The sequence below is a fragment of the Ruegeria sp. AJ12 genome (assembly GCF_056536245.1).
The window spans coordinates 139,755-160,790 of record NZ_JBQFJJ010000002.1; the positions used below are offsets into that span (position 1 = coordinate 139,755).

General features: G+C 57.3%; 16 protein-coding genes. All 16 read left to right on the forward strand.

What is annotated here, in order from left to right:
* Positions 1 to 362: 362 nt before the first annotated feature.
* Positions 363 to 2,168, forward strand: coding sequence for a GumC family protein (locus tag ACR3E0_RS20910; protein WP_480481737.1), 1,806 nt, complete (start codon positions 363 to 365; stop codon positions 2,166 to 2,168).
* Between the two features lie 198 nt (positions 2,169 to 2,366).
* Positions 2,367 to 3,551 carry a polysaccharide biosynthesis/export family protein gene (locus ACR3E0_RS20915; protein ID WP_480481355.1) on the forward strand — a complete coding sequence of 395 codons (1,185 nt, stop codon included), beginning with the start codon at positions 2,367 to 2,369 and terminating at the stop codon, positions 3,549 to 3,551.
* A gap of 55 nt (positions 3,552 to 3,606) precedes the next feature.
* Positions 3,607 to 4,464: a sulfotransferase family protein gene (locus tag ACR3E0_RS20920; RefSeq protein WP_480481357.1), complete on the forward strand. Its 858-nt coding sequence runs from the start codon at positions 3,607 to 3,609 to the stop codon at positions 4,462 to 4,464.
* A gap of 487 nt (positions 4,465 to 4,951) precedes the next feature.
* Positions 4,952 to 7,066 (forward strand): polysaccharide biosynthesis protein, encoded by a 2,115-nt coding sequence (locus ACR3E0_RS20925; RefSeq protein WP_480481359.1) that lies wholly within the window; start codon positions 4,952 to 4,954, stop codon positions 7,064 to 7,066.
* Positions 7,067 to 7,157: 91 nt separating this feature from the next.
* The gene (locus ACR3E0_RS20930; RefSeq protein ID WP_480481361.1) at positions 7,158 to 7,580 is read left to right on the forward strand and encodes a GtrA family protein; all 423 of its coding nucleotides are present in this window, start codon (positions 7,158 to 7,160) and stop codon (positions 7,578 to 7,580) included.
* A complete protein-coding gene (locus tag ACR3E0_RS20935) occupies positions 7,577 to 9,220 on the forward strand; it encodes a hypothetical protein (protein WP_480481363.1) in 1,644 nt (547 codons plus the stop codon). The genes ACR3E0_RS20930 and ACR3E0_RS20935 overlap by 4 nt, the downstream gene beginning before the upstream one ends.
* 104 nt (positions 9,221 to 9,324) lie before the next feature.
* Positions 9,325 to 10,131 carry a glucose-1-phosphate cytidylyltransferase gene (gene rfbF, locus ACR3E0_RS20940; RefSeq protein WP_480481365.1) on the forward strand — a complete coding sequence of 269 codons (807 nt, stop codon included), beginning with the start codon at positions 9,325 to 9,327 and terminating at the stop codon, positions 10,129 to 10,131.
* 7 nt (positions 10,132 to 10,138) lie between these two features.
* Entirely contained in the window at positions 10,139 to 11,266 is a 1,128-nt protein-coding gene (gene rfbG / locus ACR3E0_RS20945; protein ID WP_480481367.1) for a CDP-glucose 4,6-dehydratase, read from the forward strand.
* Positions 11,267 to 11,291: 25 nt separating this feature from the next.
* Entirely contained in the window at positions 11,292 to 12,506 is a 1,215-nt protein-coding gene (locus tag ACR3E0_RS20950; protein ID WP_480481369.1) for a DegT/DnrJ/EryC1/StrS family aminotransferase, read from the forward strand.
* Positions 12,506 to 13,402, forward strand: a complete 897-nt coding sequence (locus tag ACR3E0_RS20955) for a class I SAM-dependent methyltransferase (RefSeq protein ID WP_480481371.1) — start codon at positions 12,506 to 12,508, stop codon at positions 13,400 to 13,402. The genes ACR3E0_RS20950 and ACR3E0_RS20955 overlap by 1 nt, the downstream gene beginning before the upstream one ends.
* Positions 13,403 to 13,518: 116 nt before the next feature.
* On the forward strand, positions 13,519 to 14,478 hold the full coding sequence (locus tag ACR3E0_RS20960; RefSeq protein WP_480481373.1) for an NAD-dependent epimerase/dehydratase family protein: 960 nt from the start codon (positions 13,519 to 13,521) through the stop codon (positions 14,476 to 14,478).
* Entirely contained in the window at positions 14,475 to 15,476 is a 1,002-nt protein-coding gene (locus ACR3E0_RS20965; RefSeq protein ID WP_480481375.1) for a glycosyltransferase family 2 protein, read from the forward strand. Before ACR3E0_RS20960 ends, ACR3E0_RS20965 begins: the two co-directional genes overlap by 4 nt.
* 6 nt (positions 15,477 to 15,482) lie before the next feature.
* Entirely contained in the window at positions 15,483 to 16,541 is a 1,059-nt protein-coding gene (locus tag ACR3E0_RS20970; RefSeq protein WP_480481377.1) for a glycosyltransferase family 4 protein, read from the forward strand.
* Between the two features lie 50 nt (positions 16,542 to 16,591).
* Positions 16,592 to 18,412, forward strand: a complete 1,821-nt coding sequence (locus tag ACR3E0_RS20975) for a GumC family protein (protein WP_480481379.1) — start codon at positions 16,592 to 16,594, stop codon at positions 18,410 to 18,412.
* A gap of 16 nt (positions 18,413 to 18,428) precedes the next feature.
* Positions 18,429 to 19,700 (forward strand): O-antigen ligase family protein, encoded by a 1,272-nt coding sequence (locus ACR3E0_RS20980; protein WP_480481381.1) that lies wholly within the window; start codon positions 18,429 to 18,431, stop codon positions 19,698 to 19,700.
* Between the two features lie 143 nt (positions 19,701 to 19,843).
* Positions 19,844 to 21,022, forward strand: coding sequence for a glycosyltransferase family 4 protein (locus ACR3E0_RS20985; protein ID WP_480481382.1), 1,179 nt, complete (start codon positions 19,844 to 19,846; stop codon positions 21,020 to 21,022).
* Positions 21,023 to 21,036 lie beyond the last annotated feature (14 nt).

The following is a 21,036-nucleotide window of genomic DNA, read 5'->3' on the forward strand; positions in this document are numbered from 1 at the left end:
CGATTCGAGCGGCTGATTGTCATTGTTTCCGATGCAAGAACCGATGAAAGGCGGGTGGAAAAGCAGATGGAAAATCATTGAATTCCATCTATTTGACCTCGGATTTGCGCGGTTGGCCTGACAAATCTCACTGCGCCGCCTGCTGCGTCTTGCGAATATCCCAAGATATCGGTTCAATTGCGCGAAGGTGGATGGAGTAATTCCCTGATAACACGAAGCCGGATTATGAGGCTCTGGCAGCGTGGGCTGTGCCATCGTATCCGACCGTCGGAGCAAAGCAATTTTTAAAACTGGAAAGAGCAGTGCCGGATAATCTCGAACGAACGTATCAGGCCAATCAATTTGAACGTTTCGCGCGCCCGATGATTTGGACCGTGCTGCGGCGACATGCGCTTTTGATGGCAGGAATTTGCCTGCTGTTTCTTGTGATCGCTTATTTCGTTCTAAACCGGCTGGAACCGCGCTACAGCGCACAGGCGACCGTTGTCATGGCCCAGTTGGACACAAGGGTCAGAACGACGGATGTACAACTTGAATCCTTTGAGCTGTCGCGCGTCGCGATTGAAACTCAGCTGGATATTCTACGATCGCGCGAGTTTGCGGCGGATGTGGCGCAGGCCATGGATCTGTATGACAACACTGTATTCATGCCGCTTGCACCACCGGATCAACCTGTTCCGTTCGAGTTTCGGCGCGAGCAAGTTGTGGACAAGCTGCTTGGCTCCTACAACATCCTGCGCCAGGGCGAGAGCCTCGCCATCAAGATAGAAGCCGAGTCAAACGATGCGCCTTTGGCCGCGGAAATTGCCAATACCGTCGCGGAAACCTATATCGCCGAAAGTGATCAGGACCGGCAGGCCGGGATTACGCGGTCGATTGAATTCCTGCGCGCACGCGTCACCCAATTGGGTGAGGAACTGTCGGCAGATGAAATCGCGCTCGCCGCATTTGTCCGGGAAAACAATCTGGACGATGAAACGCTGCCTGATCGTCAACGTGCTGATATCGAACGCCTGCAGGCAATTTTCGATGTCATTTCAGCCGATGACGGTGCATCGGACGAGGCTGAGGAACTCAAGGTGGAACTAGATCTTGCCCGCGCTGAGTTACTTGAGCGTTCAAGGGCAGAACTGAGGCTCATCGGAATGGAGCGGTCTCTGGAGTTGCTACGGTCGCGCTATCAAAGCTCAATCGAACGGCTGAACGAATTGGAAACACAACTGCAATTTGTCTCAGAGGGCGCACGACAAGTCACCATCGCCCGCGTCCCGACACGGCCCTTCTGGCCGAATCCGTACGTCATTCTGGGCGGAGGTCTGTTGATAGGTGCGTTTCTGTCCGTATTGGTTGTGGCCGTGCTGGAAGCCTTGAACACACGGGTCTGGAGCGACAGCCAAGTCACCAATTCGGTCGGCACCGTCAACTATGGATTCCTACCCAAGATCAAAAAACGCAACATGTTCGACAAACGGCAAGAGTTGGTGCCCTATTTCCTTGAGAACCCGCGCTCACCTTATGCCGAAGCGTTGCGAAACTTTCTGACACTCTGGTTCAATCGTGAGGGTCTGGGCCGCGTCGTGATGGTAACGTCCGGCCTTCCAAGCGAGGGCAAGTCGACCGTCGCGGTATCTATCGCGTTGGCGGCAGCACGCGAAGGTTTGAAAGTGCTGGTTCTGGACCTGGACTCCTACAGGATGGGTGCCAGCCGGACATTGACAACAACTCCGGCGGCGCAACCTTTGGAAGACGCAGCAAGCGGAAAGGCCCGACCCAAGGCCCTCCAGATCGACGGGATACCTGACGACGCGATTTCTCTGCTGAGCGTCTCAATCAGGTCCGAAGCCTCGGTCAGGGACGAAACATCGATGCTGGGCGACCTGAAGTCACGGATCGATCCCAGCTATGATCTGGTTTTGGTGGACACACCTCCAATCCTTGTGGTTAACGACGCCTGCAGGATCGGGACACTGATCGACAGCACTCTGTTTGTCATTCGCTGGGGTCGGACGCGCGTGGAAGAACTGCAGGATGCATTCGAAAAACTGGACATGCACGGAATCGAGACCACAGCAACGCTGATCAACGATGTCGACTTGGACAAACAACGGAAATACGGTTACGGCACGTATTCCTATTACAACGACTACAGCAAGGCCGGGTACTCCTGACGGTGGGCCTGTTTCACTTGCCAGCCGAAAGGACTGTGATTAGCTTTATTGACAGGGGCGTTGCCCCAGAGTTTTTTACGGCACGGAATCGTGTGTTTGTATTGTAGCGCAGAGAATTCCCCGACCATTTGGCGATGGGGCGCGATCTGCGGATTTAGTGAGTTGGGAGACAGAGTTTTGCACAGCTGTTTCAGAGCATTGTTTTTGATTTTCACACTGGCGGCCACGTCAGTCTGGGCCGAAGGCTATCGCCTGCTGCCACAGGACCGATTGTCGCTTAAGGCCATGCGTTGGGATGCACCGTCGACCACCTATGTCAGTTGGGATGGTGTCACAGGCGAGTACACCATTGCCGGAGACGGTACCGTGATGGTCCCTCTCGTCGGCCAGATAGAAGCTGAAGGACACACGCCGTCAGAACTGGCCGCCTTGCTGGAGCTGAAATTTCGCCGGCAGATCGGCATGGCCGAACCTCCGCGCATCGCACTTGAAGTGGTGGGACATCTGCCGGTCTATGTTCTGGGGGACGTCAATTCGCCAGGTGCCTATGATTTTCATTTTGGCATGACGGCACAGCAAGTTCTGGCACTGGCGGGTGGACCCATTCGCCCTCCGATCCAATTCTCGTCCAGCAATGACTTTCAGATTCTGCGCATGGGCGGCGAGATTCGTCTGCTGGCCACGCAGATCGAAGAACTGGAACAGGAACGACAACGGCTGGTTGCTGACCTTGCCATCCTGGAAAGTGAAGAAAGTAACGGTGAGTTGCCGGAACTTCCCGAGGGGCTGGAGGGCGAAATACTGGAAGCGACCCTGGCGGCGCGACAGGGGTTGGGCGAGCGCATCGAGGACCTTCAGAGTCTCCTGAAAGAGCAGATATCCAGCCTGACAATTCAACTCGAGCTGCGCAACACGCAGATCGAGAACGTGACCAGAGAGTTGGACAACCTCACGTCGCTCAAGGAAAAAGGTCTGACAGTTTCGAACCGCGTCACCACTATGACCAATGCGCTGAACGATCTGGAATCCAAGCGACTGGATCAGGAGGTTGCGCTGTTGGTCGCGCGTCAGGAGCTGAATCGCGCGGAACGGGACGGGCTGGAGTTGGACGACAACGCCCGTTCGGATTCTCTTGTGCAACTGAACAGGGTCGAAAGCGAACTGGCATCGCTCAAAACACGGCTGGAGACCGCTACCACGCTGCATGGGGAACTCGCGGCGGCCGGTCTCCTCAGCGACGATGATGTGGCCAGCGAGACGATCATAGAGTTTGTCGTAACGCGCGGTGACGACAGTCAGACAAACCGTGTCAAAGGCACCGATCTTGTCCAGCCGGGCGATACGATCGAAGTTATCCGGAGGACTGTTCTGACCTCGAATTGACGGCATTGTTTGTCGGGGGTCTGTTTCCCACGCTTATTGGTTGACGAGTTTTATCATGACATTGCCTGCGGATCGCACGGTCGACTTTCTGATTATTGGCGCGGCAAAATGCGCCACCACCTGGTTGCAGCAATCGCTGTCGCAAACCCGGTCCATCTACATGCCGGGACCAGAGCTTCATTTCTTTTCCCGCGAATATGACAAGGGACTGGGCTGGTATCGGGAACAGTTCGAAATCAGCGAAGACGCCTCGCTGATCGGCGAGAAATCCAACTCATATCTGACCGTACCCGAAGCTGCCCAACGTATACGTGAGTTTGCACCAGGTGCGCGGCTGATCCTGCAGATGCGCGATCCGGTACAACGTGCCTATTCCGACTATTGCATGCTGTTTCGCCGCGGCGAAGTGTCCGATCGGATCGAGGATTATCTCGACCCCGCGCGGGCGGCAGATCAACGGTTCATTTCAGACGGGCGGTATGCGCATCACCTGACCCGGTTCTACGACCTGTTTCCGAAAGACCAGATACTGCTTCTGGCCTACGAAGATATACGCCGCAACCCGACCGGAAACCTGGAAAAGGTGCAGGCCCATCTTGGCATCGCGACCAGACTGGAGGCGCCCGTCAAAAAGCGGGTCAAGGACAAGAACGCGCCGATGGTTCCTCTGCCTTTGCGTCAGGCGCTGGCCCCGGTTCGGAAGGTGCTGGATCCGGTGCGTCATACGTGGCCGGTGCGGACTCTACGCAATGCTGTGGCCAAGCCGGTCAGGTATCCGCCGCTGTCAGATGATCTGTCGAAAAGACTGGCAGATTTCTATGCGGACGATATCGCCTTGATTGAGGCATCCAACCCGGGCCTGTCGCAGGCCTGGTCCATGCCTGATGCTGCGGAAAAGGCGCGAATCAATTGAAGTGGGCGAGGGCTTTGACTCCTGCTAAGTTTCCGCATTGGAAACAAAAGCTGACGATCGGCGCCTGAGTGTCAAGGTTTCGAATGCGGCATTAGGTTTTCGTGAACTGCGCGAACAGCAGGCGAACATTAAGAAATAAGGCAATTCTTTGGTCAATCGGTGTCTGCAAGGTGAAAAAAGCATTTTTATCCCCGTTTTGCTGTGGTACCGTTTACCTATATTAGGAAGACACGGGCCGATTGTGTCGAATACTTGGTCGGCCCGATTTGTAGTTTGGTATGTACGAGTGAAAGGGGTCTTGGTGTCAGAAGCGTGTATTTTCGCGCGTTTGGGGCCGTTGTGGGGGACTTTAAACGAAGTAAGTCAAGCTTGTTGGCACCTGATATGTGCTGATGGATGAGTGCGGCTTTGAAGGCGGGACGGTTGTTTTCGGTCCGTTGATTTGAGTCGAGTGGTAGTGGGCAATTTATACGCCGGAGTACTGAGTATGTATGAGCGTGAGTTTGTTAAGCTCAAGAATGGGTCCGTTAAGGACAACATGGTCGAGCCCGATCTGAAGCTGGGCGATTTTGTCTCGATCCTGAAGCAGAAACTCAATGAGTTGAGCGCGAACCGCCGTCTTGTGATCGGCGATGTCGTGGCTTCGGCTATTTCCGTAATTGTGGCGGTGGTTCTGGCCAATGGCGGCCTTCTACCGGCAGAAGGCGCAGCGGTTTTGATGCCGCTGGTTCTGATGTCTTGCCTTGTGGCATTGGCCATCCTGCCAATGTCCGGCCTCTATAAGCGTCACACACGCTCTACATCGCTGCGTGACGTAACCTTGATTGTGCGCGCCTCAGCGCTCTGTGTTGGAGTGCTCGCACTTTTGAGTACAGCCGTTCAGGTCACCTCGCAGGTTCCGTTGGCGGTTTATGTCGTCCAGTTTTTCCTGATCGTCCCGGCGTTCGGGGCTCTCCGCGTCCTGGCCCGCAGCACTGAGTTCAAGCGCAAGGTGCAATGCCAGAGGGTACGCACCGACGGCAAGATTCCGGTTATCCTGGTTGGTACCGGTGCCAGCTGCGATCTGTTCGTTCGCTCGCTGCGCAATACCGAATCCAAATACGAGCCTGTCGGGATCATTGATGACGCCCGCAACACCCAGGGCCTCTACTTTCATGACGTCAAAATCATCGGCTCTCTGCTGGATGCGGACGCCGTGATCGAACGTCTCAAGTTCTATGACGAGTTGCCCCAGCGTGTTCTGCTGACCGAACCCGTCACGCATTTCGAAAGCGACGGTATTCGCAAATTGACCCGCTGGGCCGAGGCCAACAGCATTACCGTGTCGCGTCTGACCGGGCTGGAAGAGCTGGGCACCGAAAACTCGGGCATTCGCACGGTCAATCCCGAAGACATTCTGGATCGCCCGCAAAAAGCGGTTGAACGTTCCATGCTGCGGGAGATGTTCCAGGATCGTCGCGTGCTGATCACCGGAGCCGGTGGGTCCATCGGCAGCGAACTGACCCGTCAGATCGCTTCGTTTGAACCCGCAGAAATCGTGATGATCGAAAACTGCGAGTACAACGCCTATTCGATCGATATGGATCTGAGCCAGAACTTCCCCGAGGTCGCGCGCCGTATCTATGTTGCCGATATCCGCAGCGCGGATCGTGTGAACTCGATCTTTGAACGTCACCGCCCCGAGTTGGTGTTCAATGCAGCGGCTCTGAAGCATGTACCCATGGTCGAGTTGAACCCCTGCGAAGGCGTTCTGACCAATGTGATCGGGACCCGTAACGTCGCTGACGCCGCCCGAAACGTGGGCGCCATCGCGATGGTTCAGGTCTCGACCGACAAGGCTGTCAACAGCACCAGTGTCATGGGTGCGACTAAGCGCGTCGCCGAGTTCTACGCTCAGGCGCAGGACCGTGTAACCAACGAAACCGATGAAAAGACACGCTTCTTCTCGGTGCGCTTTGGTAACGTTCTGGGCTCGTCGGGCTCGCTTATCCCGCTGTTCCAGCGTCAGATTTCCGAAGGCGGTCCGCTGACCGTGACCGATCCCAAGATGGAACGGTATTTCATGACCATTCGCGAAGCGGTCCAGTTGACGCTTGTAGCCGCGGCCAAGGGTCTGAATCTGGAAGACAGCCATGGCGAGATCTTCGTTCTGGATATGGGCCGCCCGGTCAAGATCGTCGATCTGGCCGAACGGATGATCCGCCTTGCCGGTCTGGTGCCCTACGAAGATGTCGACATCAAATTCATCGGTATTCGCCAGGGTGAAAAGCTGTACGAAGAACTGTTTGACGTCACCGAAGATCACCGCGACAGCGGTATCCCCGGCGTGTCCTCGGCGATCCCAGAAGGCATCTCGGCGGCCCGTTTACGCGCAATGATCCTCAAGCTGGAACAGGCAGCGCATGAAGGGAACGACCTTTCAGTGAAGAAACTGCTGAAAGAACTGGTCCCGGGCTATGGCGCTAACGGTTTGCGTCCGATCGACGCAAAGGATCTGGTGGAGCGTCCGGCAAGACCCAAGCTTCAGGCAATCCCGACGGAAAACCTGACAGGCGGATTTCAGAAGCAAGATACGCTCGAAACCATTAACGGCGGTCGTTAAAATTATACTTTAATGCAATTTGATCTCACGGCCTGATCCCCCGGCGGTGAGCAGTACGAATGAACAAGGGCTCTTCGGAGTTTGGTTTTGTATGACAGGATTTAGTCCGTCCGACGCCCGCAGCCGGTTTCAGGCGCAGTGGGATCGCATTCTCAGATTTCTGGGCGCGGGCGTGGTGAACACTCTTTTTGGGTACACTGTCTTTTCTGTTCTGGTGTGGACCGGCGCACACCCGCAGGTGGCACTGGTCGTGCAATTTGTGGTGGGTGTGTTGTGGAATTTTCAGGTTCATGGCCGCTACGTGTTTTATTTGCAGGGCTATGGTCGGCTTCCGCAGTATGCGATATCTTATTTAGCGATCTATGCCTTTAATGCCGTCCTGTTGTGGGGGCTGCTGCACTTTGGGCTCGACGCATATCTTGCGCAGGCCATTGCGCTGGGACCAACGATCGCGTTGTCCTACGTCCTGATCTCCCGTGCCCTGCGCCCCAACCCTCAGGAGGCGGTCCAGTGACCCAATCCGCAGACCCTGATTTCGAAGCGACCCCAGGGCTGGACGCTCGGGCACATCCGTCCCGCCGGTTCGGTGGCACTGTTTTCACCCGAGCCTTAGTCACAGGTGTATTGGTTGTTTTGTTTGCGGCGCTCTATGGGCGGATCATGGGGTACGGTCTGCGCCGGGACGAACTGATGTTTGTGCCGCCGGCTGAATTGCTGGACTATTGGGGCCTCTACAGTGATTTCTTTTACAATCATGTCCCCAATTCAGCCTGGTACTACAGGGGCTTTTACCTGATTTTCGGGGGCGAGGGTCTGTTGGCCTCAGCCCGCTTTGGTCAGTTCATCGCATGGTTGCTGTTGGCATCAGGTGTGGGATGGGCAACCTGGCGGATATCCGGTTCCGCGTTGCTGGCGATCTTTTTTACAGTGGCGTTGGTGGTCAACGAGACTTTGCAGACCCAGGCTGGCATGGCCGCCAGCAACAACCTGCTTCCGTTGCCATTCGCCGTCTGGGGGTTGGGGCTCTTCATTGTTGAAACCTTGCGTGACCAGCCAAGGTTTCCTTTGCTGGTGCTGTCCGGACTGTGCTTGTCCATTGCCGCCGGGGTAAAAGTCAGTGCAGCAATGTACATCCCTCCGGTCGCTGTCGCCGCCTTTTTTCTTCCCTGGCACATGCAGTTCTCTGACAGAGTACGGTCTGTTGTCCTTCCGGTTCTCATTGGCGGCCTGATCGGAGCCATACCCTTGTTCTGGTACCTTGGGGCAAACCCGGCCGGATTCCTGGCGCATGTGATGCAGTTCCATACCGGACCCCATATCGCGTATTGGCAAGCCAATGCCGCGTCCGAGCCCGGTCTGGCCATGGGCGTAGGAGGCAAAATCCTGTTGGCTTATGCCACGTGGTTCAGCGGAGCGGCGTTGATCGGGCTCATGGTCCTGTTTTATCTGGCGGTTCTGGGCGGTATGCGCGTGCTGCGGGACCGGTCGGGGCTGGGTCAGGTTCTGTTGGTTCTGGCCATACTCGCCGTTACGGCATTGTTCAGTTTTGTTCCGACGCCGGGCTTTCCGCAGTACTACATTCAACCCCTGATCGCGGTACCCGTGTTGGCGGCCCTGATGTATCGGCTAGTGCCTCAGGACAAACGCGTGCAAATCGCGCCACTCTGCGCTGCCGGGTTCGCATTGCTGTTTCTGTTGGGCGCGCCCCGGCTTGCGCCCGGGTTACTGAGTCTGGCGAACCCGGATGGATTTACCACGGCGCGCATCGCCAAAGGGGGTCAGGCCCTCAGCGAGGCTGTGGCCGAAAGCGACCGTCCCGATGGGCCGGTTGCAACCCTGATGCCCCTGTATCCGCTTGAAGCCCATTTGCCGGTCTATCCTGAACTGGCGACCGGACCGTTCGCCTATCGCATCGCTCCCTACACCGACCCCGATCTGGCGCAGCAATATGTGATGGCCGGAGAGGACGAGTTGCAGGCTCTGTTTGATTCCAACCCACCGGCTGCTTTCCTGTTAGGATATGATTCTGCACTTGAAGCTCCATTGTTGCGCTATGCAGAAACAAACGGCTACGCTGCAGTGCAAAAAGACGGGTTAGATAACCGCTATGGTCAGGGTGTGATATACTCACGACATGCAGGTGTGTCAGAATGAGCATGAGACGCAAATGATCCCACCCGCGAGACGACGAACGACACGCAAGACACCGGCGTGAACATGCAGATTTTAGTAAAGGTTTATTTGAGGGAGTGGCACACATGAAAACAGTACTTCTGGCAGGAGGACTGGGCTCGAGGCTGGCCGAAGAAACGGTTTCGATACCGAAACCGATGGTCGAGGTTGGCGGTCGCCCGATCATCGCGCGGGTCATGGACATTTACAGCCATTTTGGCCACCGCGACTTTGTCGTTGCTGCAGGGTACAAGGCTCTGTTGCTCAAGCAGTTCTTCGCGAACTACCACCTGATTGCGAACAATATTTCGGTCGCGCTGGACACTGGCGAGCTGAAACTGGTGCCCTCGGCACCCGGTGGTTGGAACGTATCCGTGGTTGATACGGGCGCGCATACAATGACCAGCGGCCGTATTCGCCGTCTCAAAGACTGGCTGGATCCCGGTGAAACCTTCATGTGCACCTATTCCGACGGTCTGGGCAACATCGACATCGACGCGCTGATCGATTTCCACAAATCTCACGGCAAACTGGCCACCGTAACCGCAGTTCAGCCGCCCGCACGGTTCGGGAATATCGAACTCAAAGGTGACCGCGTGGATGCCTTTACGGAAAAGGTGCGTCGCCGCGAGACTTGGATCAACGGCGGGTATTTTGTCTTTGAACCCGGTGTTATGGACTACATGGTCGACGACATGGAGCCGCTGGAACAATCGCCCCTGTCGCAGATGGCGCGCGATGGCGAGTTGATGGCCTATCGTCACGAAGGATTCTGGCATCCGATGGACACCATCCGTGATCGCAATGCCCTGAACGCCTTGAGCGAGGAAGAAACGCCACCGTGGATGAAATTCGGCGAGAAAGCTTCGGCTGAATACCCGGTTGCGATCTGAGGGTACAATGCAAGGTCTTCAGGATCAGATGTTCGGCGGCCAGTTCCACGGCCGCCGCGTCCTTGTGACGGGGCACAGCGGGTTCAAGGGCGGTTGGATATCGCTCTGGCTGAACCGGCTGGGGGCTGACGTGACCGGACTGTCATTGCCACCGGAACCGGGGCCATGCTTTTTTGATGCCTGCGATCTGGCCGAAACAACCGACAGCCGCTTTGCCGATATCCGCGATGCAGCGGGCTTGACCGAAACGCTGCAAGATGTGGACGCAGAGGTTCTGTTTCACATGGCTGCCCAACCGCTGGTGCGGAAATCTTACCGGGACCCATCGGAGACCTTTGCCACCAATGTGCAGGGCACGGTGAACGTGCTGGAAGCGGCGCGCAAGATGCCGTCGCTCAAGGCGATTATCGTGATTACCAGCGACAAGTGTTACGACAATCGCGAATGGGTCTGGGGCTATCGGGAAAACGATCCTCTGGGTGGAAAAGACCCTTACAGCGCATCCAAGGCCGCGACAGAACTTGTGGCGCAGTCCTACGCCCATTCCTTTTTCGCCGATCCGCAGGGGCCGCAACTGGCCACGGTCCGGGCCGGAAATGTGTTCGGCGGCGGCGACTGGGGCGAGGACCGGCTGGTCCCCGACATTATCCGCGCCTGGGCAAAAGACGAACCGGTGGTGATCCGCAACCCGGCCAGCATCCGACCGTGGCAGCATGTTTTGGAGCCGGTCTCAGGCTACCTGCAGGTTGCCGAGAAAATGCTGACGGATGGCGCGGAGTATGCCGGAGCGTGGAACTTTGGGCCTGATGTTTCAAGTACTGTGGATGTTCGGCAACTGGCCGACATGATCCGGCGCGCCTGGGGGGCAGGCGCGCCCGTGTTCAGGTTCCCGGATCAGGCGCATGATGCCCCGCACGAAGCCGGCATCCTGCGGCTTGACAGCACAAAAGCCCAATCGCGACTGGGATGGCGTCCGCGCCTGACCCTTCAGGAGGCTATTGATCTGACCGCTGACTGGTACAAAGCTCATGCAGCCGACGGCCAGATGACCAAAATCACCGCCACGCAGATTGAACATTTTGAAAGCCTGATGGCACCCGTTGAACCCGACCGCCCGACGGTCGCAGCGCAGTAAGCTGCACATTTGAGGAGTGAGTATTATGAGAGTGAATTACGGGCAGACAGTACATGGCCAGGAAGAGATTGATGCCGTTGTCGAGGTTCTGAAGACATCGACCCAAATGGGCCCCAAAGTGCGCGAAATGCAGCAGAAAGTGTCGCAGCTTTTTGCCAAATCGCACGGGATCATGACCAATTCGGGCTCTTCGGCGAACTATCTGGCAGTTGAGATCCTGGACCTGCCAAAGGGCAGCGAGGTTGTTACGCCCGCGCTGACCTTTGCGACAACTGTCGCGCCGCTGGTGCGTCAGGGACTGGTGCCCGCATTTGTTGACGCCGCCGAAGGCACATACAACATCGACGTGGATCTGATCGAACGGATGATCACTCCCAAGACGTCGGCGGTGATGATACCTTCACTGATCGGCAATCTGCCGGATTGGAAGAAAATCCGCGAATTGGCCGATACGCATGGCCTGAAGGTCATTGAAGACAGCGCCGATACGCTCGGCGCGACGATGGACGGGGTCAGCACCGGCAAATACTCGGACATCTCAACCACCAGCTTTTACGGCAGCCATGTGATCAATGGCGCAGGCAATGGCGGTATGTTGTGTGTCAATGATGACGAACTGGCGCGCAAGGCGCTGCTGATGCGGTCATGGGGGCGCAGCTCCTCGCTGTTTGTGGAGTCCGAGGCCATTGAGAACCGGTTCAACGTGCAACTGGACGGCATCGAATATGACGCAAAGTTCCTGTTTGAAGCGTTGGGCTACAACCTTGAACCATCGGAAATCAGCGCGGCCTTTGGTCTGGTGCAGCTGGGCAAACTAGAGAACAACATCAAAGTCCGCGAAGAGGCGTTTGACGCCCATCGTGCCTTTTTTGCCCAGTACGAGGAATGGTTCATCCTGCCGGAACAACTGCCGGGATCCCGCACCGGCTGGCTGGCGTTCCCGCTGACAATCCGCGAGGCGGCGCCATTCACCCGCCGCGAACTGCAGATTTTCCTGGAAAAGGCCGACATTCAAACCCGACCGGTCTTTACCGGCAACATCCTGCGGCAACCGGCGATGAAAGATGTCGAGTATCGCAGCGATCCGGCGGGATATGCGGTGTCGGATGCGGTGATGCGCGGCGGTATTCTGCTGGCGTGCCATCATGGCCTGACGCAACCTCAGATCGACTATATGCATGAAAAGGTGACAGAATTTCTGGCACCGCATGTCACCGGGCTGTCGCGGGAGGCCTCCTGATGCCACTGGCCCCGACCGAAGCGATCAAGGATCTGATCCGAGAGGACTTCAAACAGGGTACCGGTCCCTGCGCCGCCAATGGCGGGGTCCCGGTCTATGTGCACTATGAGGACTCGGTCATCGAGCCACCAAAACCCACGGATATCGAGGTCGAATCCCAGATTCACCGCCCGGCCTATCGCGGGCCGATCAAGGTCCTCAAGCGATTGGCCTCGCCCATCAAACAGGTCACCTTGCGCAACGTGGACAGGTTCCTTTCGGAAATGAAGGCGCTGAACCCTGCTCCGCGCGTTTTGATCGTCGGTGGCGGCAGTGTGGGGCAGGGCATGGGCAAGCTGTACGAAGACCCCGATGTCCAGATTTTCGCTTTTGACATCTACCAGTCACCCAACATTCAGTTCGTCGCCGACGCCCATGACATCCCGATGAAGGATGACGTGTTTGACGGCGTGGTCATCCAGGCGGTTCTGGAACACGTGCTGGACCCGCGTCAGGTCGCTGCCGAAATCCATCGTGTTCTCAAACCCGGCGGCCTGATTTATGCCGAAACGCCTTTCCTGCAGCAGGTGCACGAAGGACCCTATGACTTCACCCGGTTTACCGAAAGCGGACACCGGTACCTGTTTCGTGCATTTGAGCGGATCGACTCGGGTGCCAGTGCCGGGCCGGGCGTGCAGTTCATGTGGTCGGTGGACTATCTGTTCCGGGGCCTGTTCCGGTCGCGCACGGCCGGGAAAGTGGCCAAGCTGTGCGTGTTCTGGGCCCAATACCTGGACCGGCTGATCCCGGAACCTTACCGCGTCGACGGGGCCAGCGGCGTGTTCTTTCTGGGCCGGAAGTCCGACACGACACTGCAACCCAAAGAGGCTGTCGCTCATTATCAGGGCGCGCAATAGCCATGCGGAGGCCGGGCATTTCACCGGATCGCCCTAATCGTGTAAGCTGCGGTGCAACAAGCAGAGACGGGTATGTTTAAGGTTTTACGTTGTTTGCTGAGTAGGAAGCGGTTCTGATGATGCGGGTTCTGATCACCGGCGCGAACGGGTTCATCGGCTCGCATCTGGTTCGGGCCTGCGCCGCGCGTGGCGACGATGTGATTGCCCTTGTGCGTCCCGGGGCATCGATGGAGAGGCTGGCGGGTGTTGACGGCCTGACGCTCCGACAAGCGCATTTGACCGATGCCATCGCGCTGCAAGCCGTGTTTGCCGAAACCTCGCCCGATCTGGTGTTTCACGCGGCCGCCAAAACCCGCATTGCCAATGCTCCCGATTTCTCGGACGCAGCTGCCAGCCTGCAGGAAAACGTCCTGAGCTTCCTGCAGGTCCTGGGCGCAGCGGCCGCCAGCAAAACACCACCAGGCGCATTTGTCCGACTGGGCACAATCGCGGAATACGGCAACAACCCGGTCCCTTATGTCGAAACGCAGTGCGAGCGCCCGCGCGACAGCTATGGCGCGTCGATGCTGACAGGCACGAAATACCTTGAGATGCTGCGCGACCGCCTGCCGTTTCCCGCCGTAACAGCGCGACTGTCACTGACCTACGGCCCCGGCCAGACAGGTCAGCAGCTTGTGCCGTATCTGATCGACAGCCTGCTGAACCGCCGTACCGCCAAAATCGGCCGGCCGGATGACGCACGGGATCTGATTCATGTGGATGACGTGGTGCGGGGATTGTTGCTTCTGGGCTCTGACCCCCTTGCTGCAGGGCCCGTCGTCAATATCAGTACGGGCATTGCCACCGAGGTGCGCACCGTCGCCACCATGCTGCGCGACTTGACAGGAGCACCCACAGAGTTGTTGTCCTATGGGACGCCCGAGGGTCCGCCGATCGATCTCGTCAATGATCCCGGACTCATGACTTCCCACTATGGCTGGTCCGCACGGATTTCTCTGGCTGATGGCCTGAGGGACACGGTTGACTGGGCGATGCGCGCGCGTGCCGGCGCAAAAGTGACAGGACAGGTATCATGACCCTCGTTTCCATCCTCATCCCCGCTTACAACGAAGAGGCCAATGTGCGGATGGCCTATGACCGGGTCATCGCCGTGTTTGACGGCCTTGACGGGTATGAGCCCGAGATCATCTTCACCGACAATCACTCTGAGGACCGGACCTTTGAAATTCTGTCGGACATCGCTGCAGACGACCCGCAGGTCAGAGTCATACGCTTTGCCCGAAACATGGGGTATCAGGGCTCGGTCCTGACGGCGTATCGGTCGGCCAATGGCGCGTGTGCGGTGCAACTGGACTGCGACATGCAGGACCCGCCGGAGCTGATCCCGCAGATGCTGGATCTGTGGCGGCAGGGCAACCACGTGGTATATGGCATCCGCCGCAGCCTGCCGGACGGTCCCTTCGTGGCAGCCGCACGGCGCGGATTCTACGCGCTGATCGACATGATCAGCGATGACGACCTGCCCCGGAACGCTGGCGAGTTTCGCCTGACCGACCGTCGCATTCTGGACGAGCTGCGCCGTGTTGACGACCGGTCGCCGTATGTCAGGGGCCTCATCAGTGGCATGGGATTCAATCAGGTCGGGTTCGAATACGACCGTGCGGCGCGAACGGCCGGGGAATCGAAATTCCCGTTCCGCGCGATGCTGGGGCTGGCCGTTGATGGATTGATCAATCATTCGCTTCTGCCTCTGCGGCTGGCATCGATGATCAGCCTGACAGCGGGTCTGGCCATGTTCCTGCTGATGGTGGGGTATCTGATTGCCAAGCTGGTCTTCGGCGCCGAATGGCCAGCGGGTTTTGCAACAACCACTGTCCTGCTGCTGTTGTCGATGACCCTGAACGCCATGTTTCTGGGCATTCTGGGCGAATATATCGGGCGGATTTTCCTGCAGTCCAAGGACCTGAACAGACCGATCGTTGAACATGAACTGAACCGGCCCGGACCAAACGACCAGCCAGTGACCCCGGCATTGCGCGAGGCCGAGAAGCCACGCAAAAAGGCATCGGGATAACCGCGCGTGAAACTGTTGATCATTCAGGGCGGTTTCGGGGCAGGGGGCGCCGAAAAGATCGTCTCGGTTCTGGCCGCACATCGGCATGAACGCGGGGATGACGTGCACGTCGCCGGGCAGACCATGCCGTCGGAAGGATCCTATTTCGACTACCCGGATGCGGTCAGCCTGCATGTTGCGACGGCTGACGGTGGGCAACTGGATCGCCTGCGTCATATCCGGCAGGTCATTCACGACGTCGCACCCGACGTGATCGTTACCTTTCTGACCAAGATCAACGTCCTGACATTGCTGGCAACGCTGGACAAGCGGGTGCCGGTCATCATTTCGGAACGCAACAATCCACGCGCGCAGACGGCCCATCCGCTCTGGCGCCATGCCCAGAACCTGCTGGCGCGCCGGGCTCATACGGTTGTGATGCAGACCCAACGGGCCAGCGAAGACCTTCCGCGCGCCGTGCAACGCAAGGCAAAGGTGATTGCCAATCCCTGTGCGCTGCCACCCGGCGCGCGCGAGAATCTTGGAACGGGGTCAAACAATCTGGTTGCCGTCGGCAGGCTGGACAAACAAAAGGGCTTTGATCTCTTGCTGGCTGCCATGCCCGCGATTCTGCAGGGCAACCCGGATGCAAGGCTGACCATCTTCGGGGAAGGCCCAGAGCGCGCGTCGCTCGAGAAAATGCGCGATCAGTTGGGCTTGTCGGATGTCGTGTTCCTGCCCGGTCCCAGCCCATTGCCGGGAGAGTGGATGGAAGGCGCCGATATCCTTGTTTTCCCGTCCCGCTACGAAGGCTTCCCGAATGTCCTGGCCGAAGCCACAGTGACGGGGTTACCCGTGGTATCTTTCGACTGCCCCTACGGTCCGCGAGAGTTGATCCGACCGGAGGAAAACGGCCTGTTGGTGCCGCCCGAGGATGTCGAGGGGCTGGCACAGGCTGTGCTGCGTCTGACCCGGTCTCCTGAGTTGCTGCAACGCATGCGCGAGGTGAACATGGAGAGCCGGGTCTGGCTGGCACCGGACAACATTCTTGCAGAGTGGGACGAAACAATCGACGATGCGGCCTAAGACCGCGCCCGCTCTGGCAGTGAAAGGATACAGAGGATAGTGAGACAGGTGTGAATGTCTCGAATTCCATACCGGACAGAACCAGCGAGTTTCAGTTGGTCGAGGATCAGGTCGAACGTCTGGGCCTTGTCGGCGTGCGCGCAATAATACGGCGCAACCTGGCCTTGTTCCTGTCTGTTTTTGCAGCGGTCATGCTGGTCGCCAGTTTGGTCTTGCTGTTCAAAGACAGGCTTTACGCGACTGAATCCGTCATCGTCCTGGACGACCGCAAGGTCACGATCCGCGCAGACCTGCGCCCGATCGCGAATCTTGAAATTGCGTTGTCCGAAGTCCAGACTGAAGTCGAAATCATTCGGTCCCGGGATTTCGCCCAAACAGTTGTCACACGGCTGGGTCTCGAAAACGACGACAGCTACAACCCGTTTCTGCTGCGCCCGCCCAGAAACCCACCGACACCGGAGCAAAGCCTGACGGCCACGACAACCAAATTGTTGGAAAGATACGTCGTATCGCCGTACCGAAACACCCTGGGAATCGGAATTCAGGTCTATGACACCAACCCAAACCGCGCGGCCCTGATCGCCAATGAAATTGCGCAGGCTTACATTGATCAGACGCTGGAGGTTCAACGGCGCAGCGCGCTTGAGAAAATCGACCTGCTGACCGAACGGATGGGTGTCATGGAGCAGGAAATTTCAGGCATCGAGTCGGACCTGTCCGACTTGATCCTGACCAATCAACTGGACGATGCAGACACCGGAACGGCTCTGAATGCCGAGATACGCAGCGTCGCAGCACGGTTACAATTCCTGCGCGACAGCGATGCTTCGCTATCAGAGATCGAACCTCTAGAGGCTCGTGCGGATCGGGCGCGTGCGCAACTTGAGCAGCGATCCAAGGCAACGCAGGAGCGCATCACGCTGGAACAGCAGCTCGAAGACCTTTTGACCCGTCGCGAAATCCTGTTTCAGCGCAGCAGTGACCTGGCCGTGCATGCCGGGTTGATGGCACCGCTGGCACGCCAAATTTCGGCCGCGCAGCCGCCGCTGGAGCCAGCCTTGCCAAACCGAAACACTGTTCTGGCCGGCAGTTTTGCCAGCGCGCTGGTTATCGCATTCATTGTCGTTCTGCTCAGCGAGATGCTCAACAAACGACTGTTTGTGCGCCGGTCCGTTCACCCAGCCCTGGGCTTACAGGGTGCGCTGGCTTTTCCACGCTTTCCCCGCGCCGCGCGCAGCAGCATGTCAACGTTGCTCGACATATTTGATCAGCGCGTGCCGCCCGATCCGCGCGCCGAAGGCGCCCGACACATCCTGTCGGTTCTGATGGATCGGTTGTCTCAGGACGGATCGACCCGGATGATGATCACTTCGTCATCCCAGAGCGACCGATCGGCATTCATTACCCTGTGCCTCGCGGTATCTGCCGCCGGTGATGGGTTGCGTGTGCTATTCATCGACCTTGATCCGAGTGACGACCCGTCCGTCGCAGGGCTGTTGCCGCGGCACCAATCCCAATACGGCCTGCCATTGCTGTTGGGGAACGCCTTGCTGATGGCTCAGGAGGCGGAAGAAATCACCGACAAGGTTAAGTACGTCAGACCGTCAACTGATGCCCATATCCCGGTGGATATGTTCGATTCGCATAATATGTGGTCCGGGTCGGCAGCCCTCGGCGACCTCTACGACAAGGTTGTCATCCACGTCCCCCCGATTACTGACAATGCAGTTTTGGGCAGGTTGCTGCCATTTACCGACAATGTGGTGTTTGTCGTTCGTGATCAATCATCGGATATGGAGGGTATTATCCGCTCTTTAGAAAAGCTGCACCAGTTGAACCTGAATCCGATCAAGCTCGTGAATTTCGGATAGTTCGGGGTGTCGATCTATGCTGGGCTCACATAACCAAATAACGATCGGAACGGCTACCAAACCGGAATCCCGGCTCGAATTCGCGTTGGTTGCCATTGCCGTGTTTCTTTCCCCTCTGAACTATTTCCGTCCAAGTTTTGTGTATTTCACACTCGGGGATTTCTTTACATTTTTTGCCTTTCTGGTCGTGCTGTTCAGCGGGCGGCTGCCTCTGCGGCCAATGGGGGCGGCGTCGGCTCTTTGGTTTGCGTCGGTGTTGGCATTTCTGGCTGGCTTCGCCGCCGCGTCGATCATTAACGGCAACGCAATGGATGGGGCGCTTGGACTGCTGCAATATTGCTTTTCCTTTGTTCTGCTGCCGTGGATCATTCTGCGAAGATCACGGAAGGAAACCGAAACTCTGATCTTCCTGTTTGTATTGTCCATCGCGCTCGCGATGATTCATGGGGCCTACTACATAAACTTTGTGCCTGGCCAGAACGACTTTGTGAGCGGAAACGGACGCCTGAGTGGACTATTTGAGCGCGAAAACGAATCCGGTGTCTTGGCCGCCTTTGCATTGGTGTTTCTGATATGGATGCGCTCGGTTCACCGGGTCACGACCGTCAGCGCGATCCTGTTGTTTGTGCCGGTGGTCTATGGTTTGCTGCTGACCGGCTCGAACACTGCATTCTACCTGTCTATCCTCGGAATCATACTCTTTGTCTTGCTCACAGGATCTGTAAAAGCAACGGTTGGCCTGACGGTAGGCGTTGTCCTTTTCTTTGTTGCTGCGGCGCTGTTTGGCGAGCTTTTCCTTCCCGAGGTATTTCAGGAGCGCGTTTTTTCTGCTTTACGCAACGCCGATATCAGCGAATCCGGAACAATCGATGACAGGCTGTTTCTGATCCTCGAAGCCATGCGATTTGGTGAAAACACAACTTGGCTAGGTTTCGGGATAGACCAATATGAAGAAAAAAGCGCCATCGGCGCACCTGTCCACAATGCCTATCTTCTCACCCTGACCGAGGGTGGAGCAATTTCTCTGATCGGTCTCGCCGGGCTGTTCGCATCGGGGATCTATGTGATCTGGCGCTACAACATGATCCAGGGCGAGGTCAGGAACACGGCATTGGCGGTGACTATTCTGATCATGCTGGTGATGGTTCTGAACACCGCACCGCATTTCTATGGCCGGTTCTGGCTGGTGCCTTGGATGCTGGGTCTTTCCGTTTGTCTTGCGGGGCGAACCACTGGTGTCACGCCAGCTCGGCCCAACCCGGTTAAACCCGCTGAACAGGCTCACTGATTTGTTGACATGCCATGCCGCGTCAGCACAGTTTCGACGGGAATTGGTTTAAGATGTTGATTGATCCGCATTGCAGCGGTTTGAATGACGAGTGACTGGAGTGCGTCGTGTTGCAAAAACCGGAACCCCTTCAAACCGGACAGGTGCAGCCAGGTCGAAAGATCGCGGTGGTGGCAAATCTGACGTCTTCTCTTGTGAACTTTCGCTTTGATCTGTTGCGCGAAATGGCCCAGAGGGCCGAGGTGATTGCCTGTGGCCCCGAACGTCACGACGCGAGCGAGATCGCCTTGCGCGAGATCGGTGTCAGGTTTGTACCGTTTCCAATGTCGCGGACCGGGATGAACCCGGTAGAAGACCTCGGAACGCTTCGCGCGTTGAAACGGATATTCGATGAGTTTCAGCCGGACACGGTGTTTGCCTATACGATGAAGCCCATCATTTACGGGTGCCTTGCAGCGCGTATGGCGGGCGTGCCGCACAAATACGCCATGTGCACAGGTTTGGGGTATGTATTCAACGCGCAGAATACCAGCCTCAAACGAAGATTGGTGCGCGCCATCTCTTCCAATCTGTACCGGGCGTCGCTGAAAGGCGTTGACGAACTGCTCGTCTACAATCGGGCCGACGAAGAGGAATTTCGGGCCCGTCGGATGGTAGGCAACGGGACCCGGCTGAGCATCGTTCCGGGCTCAGGCGTGAACCTGACCAAATACGCGTCTTCCGGACCACCGGAAGGACCGCCGGTATTTCTGATGATTTCCAGGCTTTTGCGCGAGAAGGGGGTTTTTGATTTTGTCGAAGCAGCCCGAGCTCTCAAACGGACTCATCCGGCCGCACGGTTTCAGATACTTGGTCCGATGGATGCAAACCCCGATTCCGTTGGCCAGAAAGAGATCGACGCTTGGACCCGAGAGGGCGTGGTTGAGTATTTGGGCGAAACAAACGATGTCCGCCCTTACCTCGCCAATTGCTCGGTTTTTGTACTGCCGTCTGCCTACCGCGAGGGCATTCCACGCACGATCCTCGAGGCGATGTCATCTGGTCGCGCGGTGGTCACATCTGATGCCCCCGGTTGTGCAGATCCTGTTGTGGAGGGCGAAACGGGGTTCGTGGTCCCGATGCGGAACCCGCAGATGCTCAGCGAGGCAATGTCACGGTTTCTGGACAACCCCGCTCTGATCTCTGAAATGGGGCTGGCGGCCCGGAGCCGGGCGGAGGACGTTTTTGACGTACGGCGGGTCAACACGATCCTTTTGAAGAAAATGGGTCTGTTGGACGAAAACGAACAACTGTCACATGTTCAGACCGCGCAGGACGGATGAAGAGCCAACGTCGC

Bases quoted from the DNA above. Each gene is read 5' to 3' on its own strand.
- rfbG (WP_480481367.1), top strand. From the start codon at position 10,139: ATGCAAGGTCTTCAGGATCAGATGTTCGGCGGCCAGTTCCACGGCCGC.
- rfbF (WP_480481365.1), top strand. From the start codon at position 9,325: ATGAAAACAGTACTTCTGGCAGGAGGACTGGGCTCGAGGCTGGCCGAA.
- ACR3E0_RS20980 (WP_480481381.1), top strand. From the start codon at position 18,429: ATGCTGGGCTCACATAACCAAATAACGATCGGAACGGCTACCAAACCG.
- ACR3E0_RS20930 (WP_480481361.1), top strand. From the start codon at position 7,158: ATGACAGGATTTAGTCCGTCCGACGCCCGCAGCCGGTTTCAGGCGCAG.
- ACR3E0_RS20950 (WP_480481369.1), top strand. From the start codon at position 11,292: ATGAGAGTGAATTACGGGCAGACAGTACATGGCCAGGAAGAGATTGAT.
- ACR3E0_RS20965 (WP_480481375.1), top strand. From the start codon at position 14,475: ATGACCCTCGTTTCCATCCTCATCCCCGCTTACAACGAAGAGGCCAAT.
- ACR3E0_RS20910 (WP_480481737.1), top strand. From the start codon at position 363: ATGATTTGGACCGTGCTGCGGCGACATGCGCTTTTGATGGCAGGAATT.
- ACR3E0_RS20920 (WP_480481357.1), top strand. From the start codon at position 3,607: ATGACATTGCCTGCGGATCGCACGGTCGACTTTCTGATTATTGGCGCG.
- ACR3E0_RS20955 (WP_480481371.1), top strand. From the start codon at position 12,506: ATGCCACTGGCCCCGACCGAAGCGATCAAGGATCTGATCCGAGAGGAC.
- ACR3E0_RS20925 (WP_480481359.1), top strand. From the start codon at position 4,952: ATGTATGAGCGTGAGTTTGTTAAGCTCAAGAATGGGTCCGTTAAGGAC.
- ACR3E0_RS20960 (WP_480481373.1), top strand. From the start codon at position 13,519: ATGATGCGGGTTCTGATCACCGGCGCGAACGGGTTCATCGGCTCGCAT.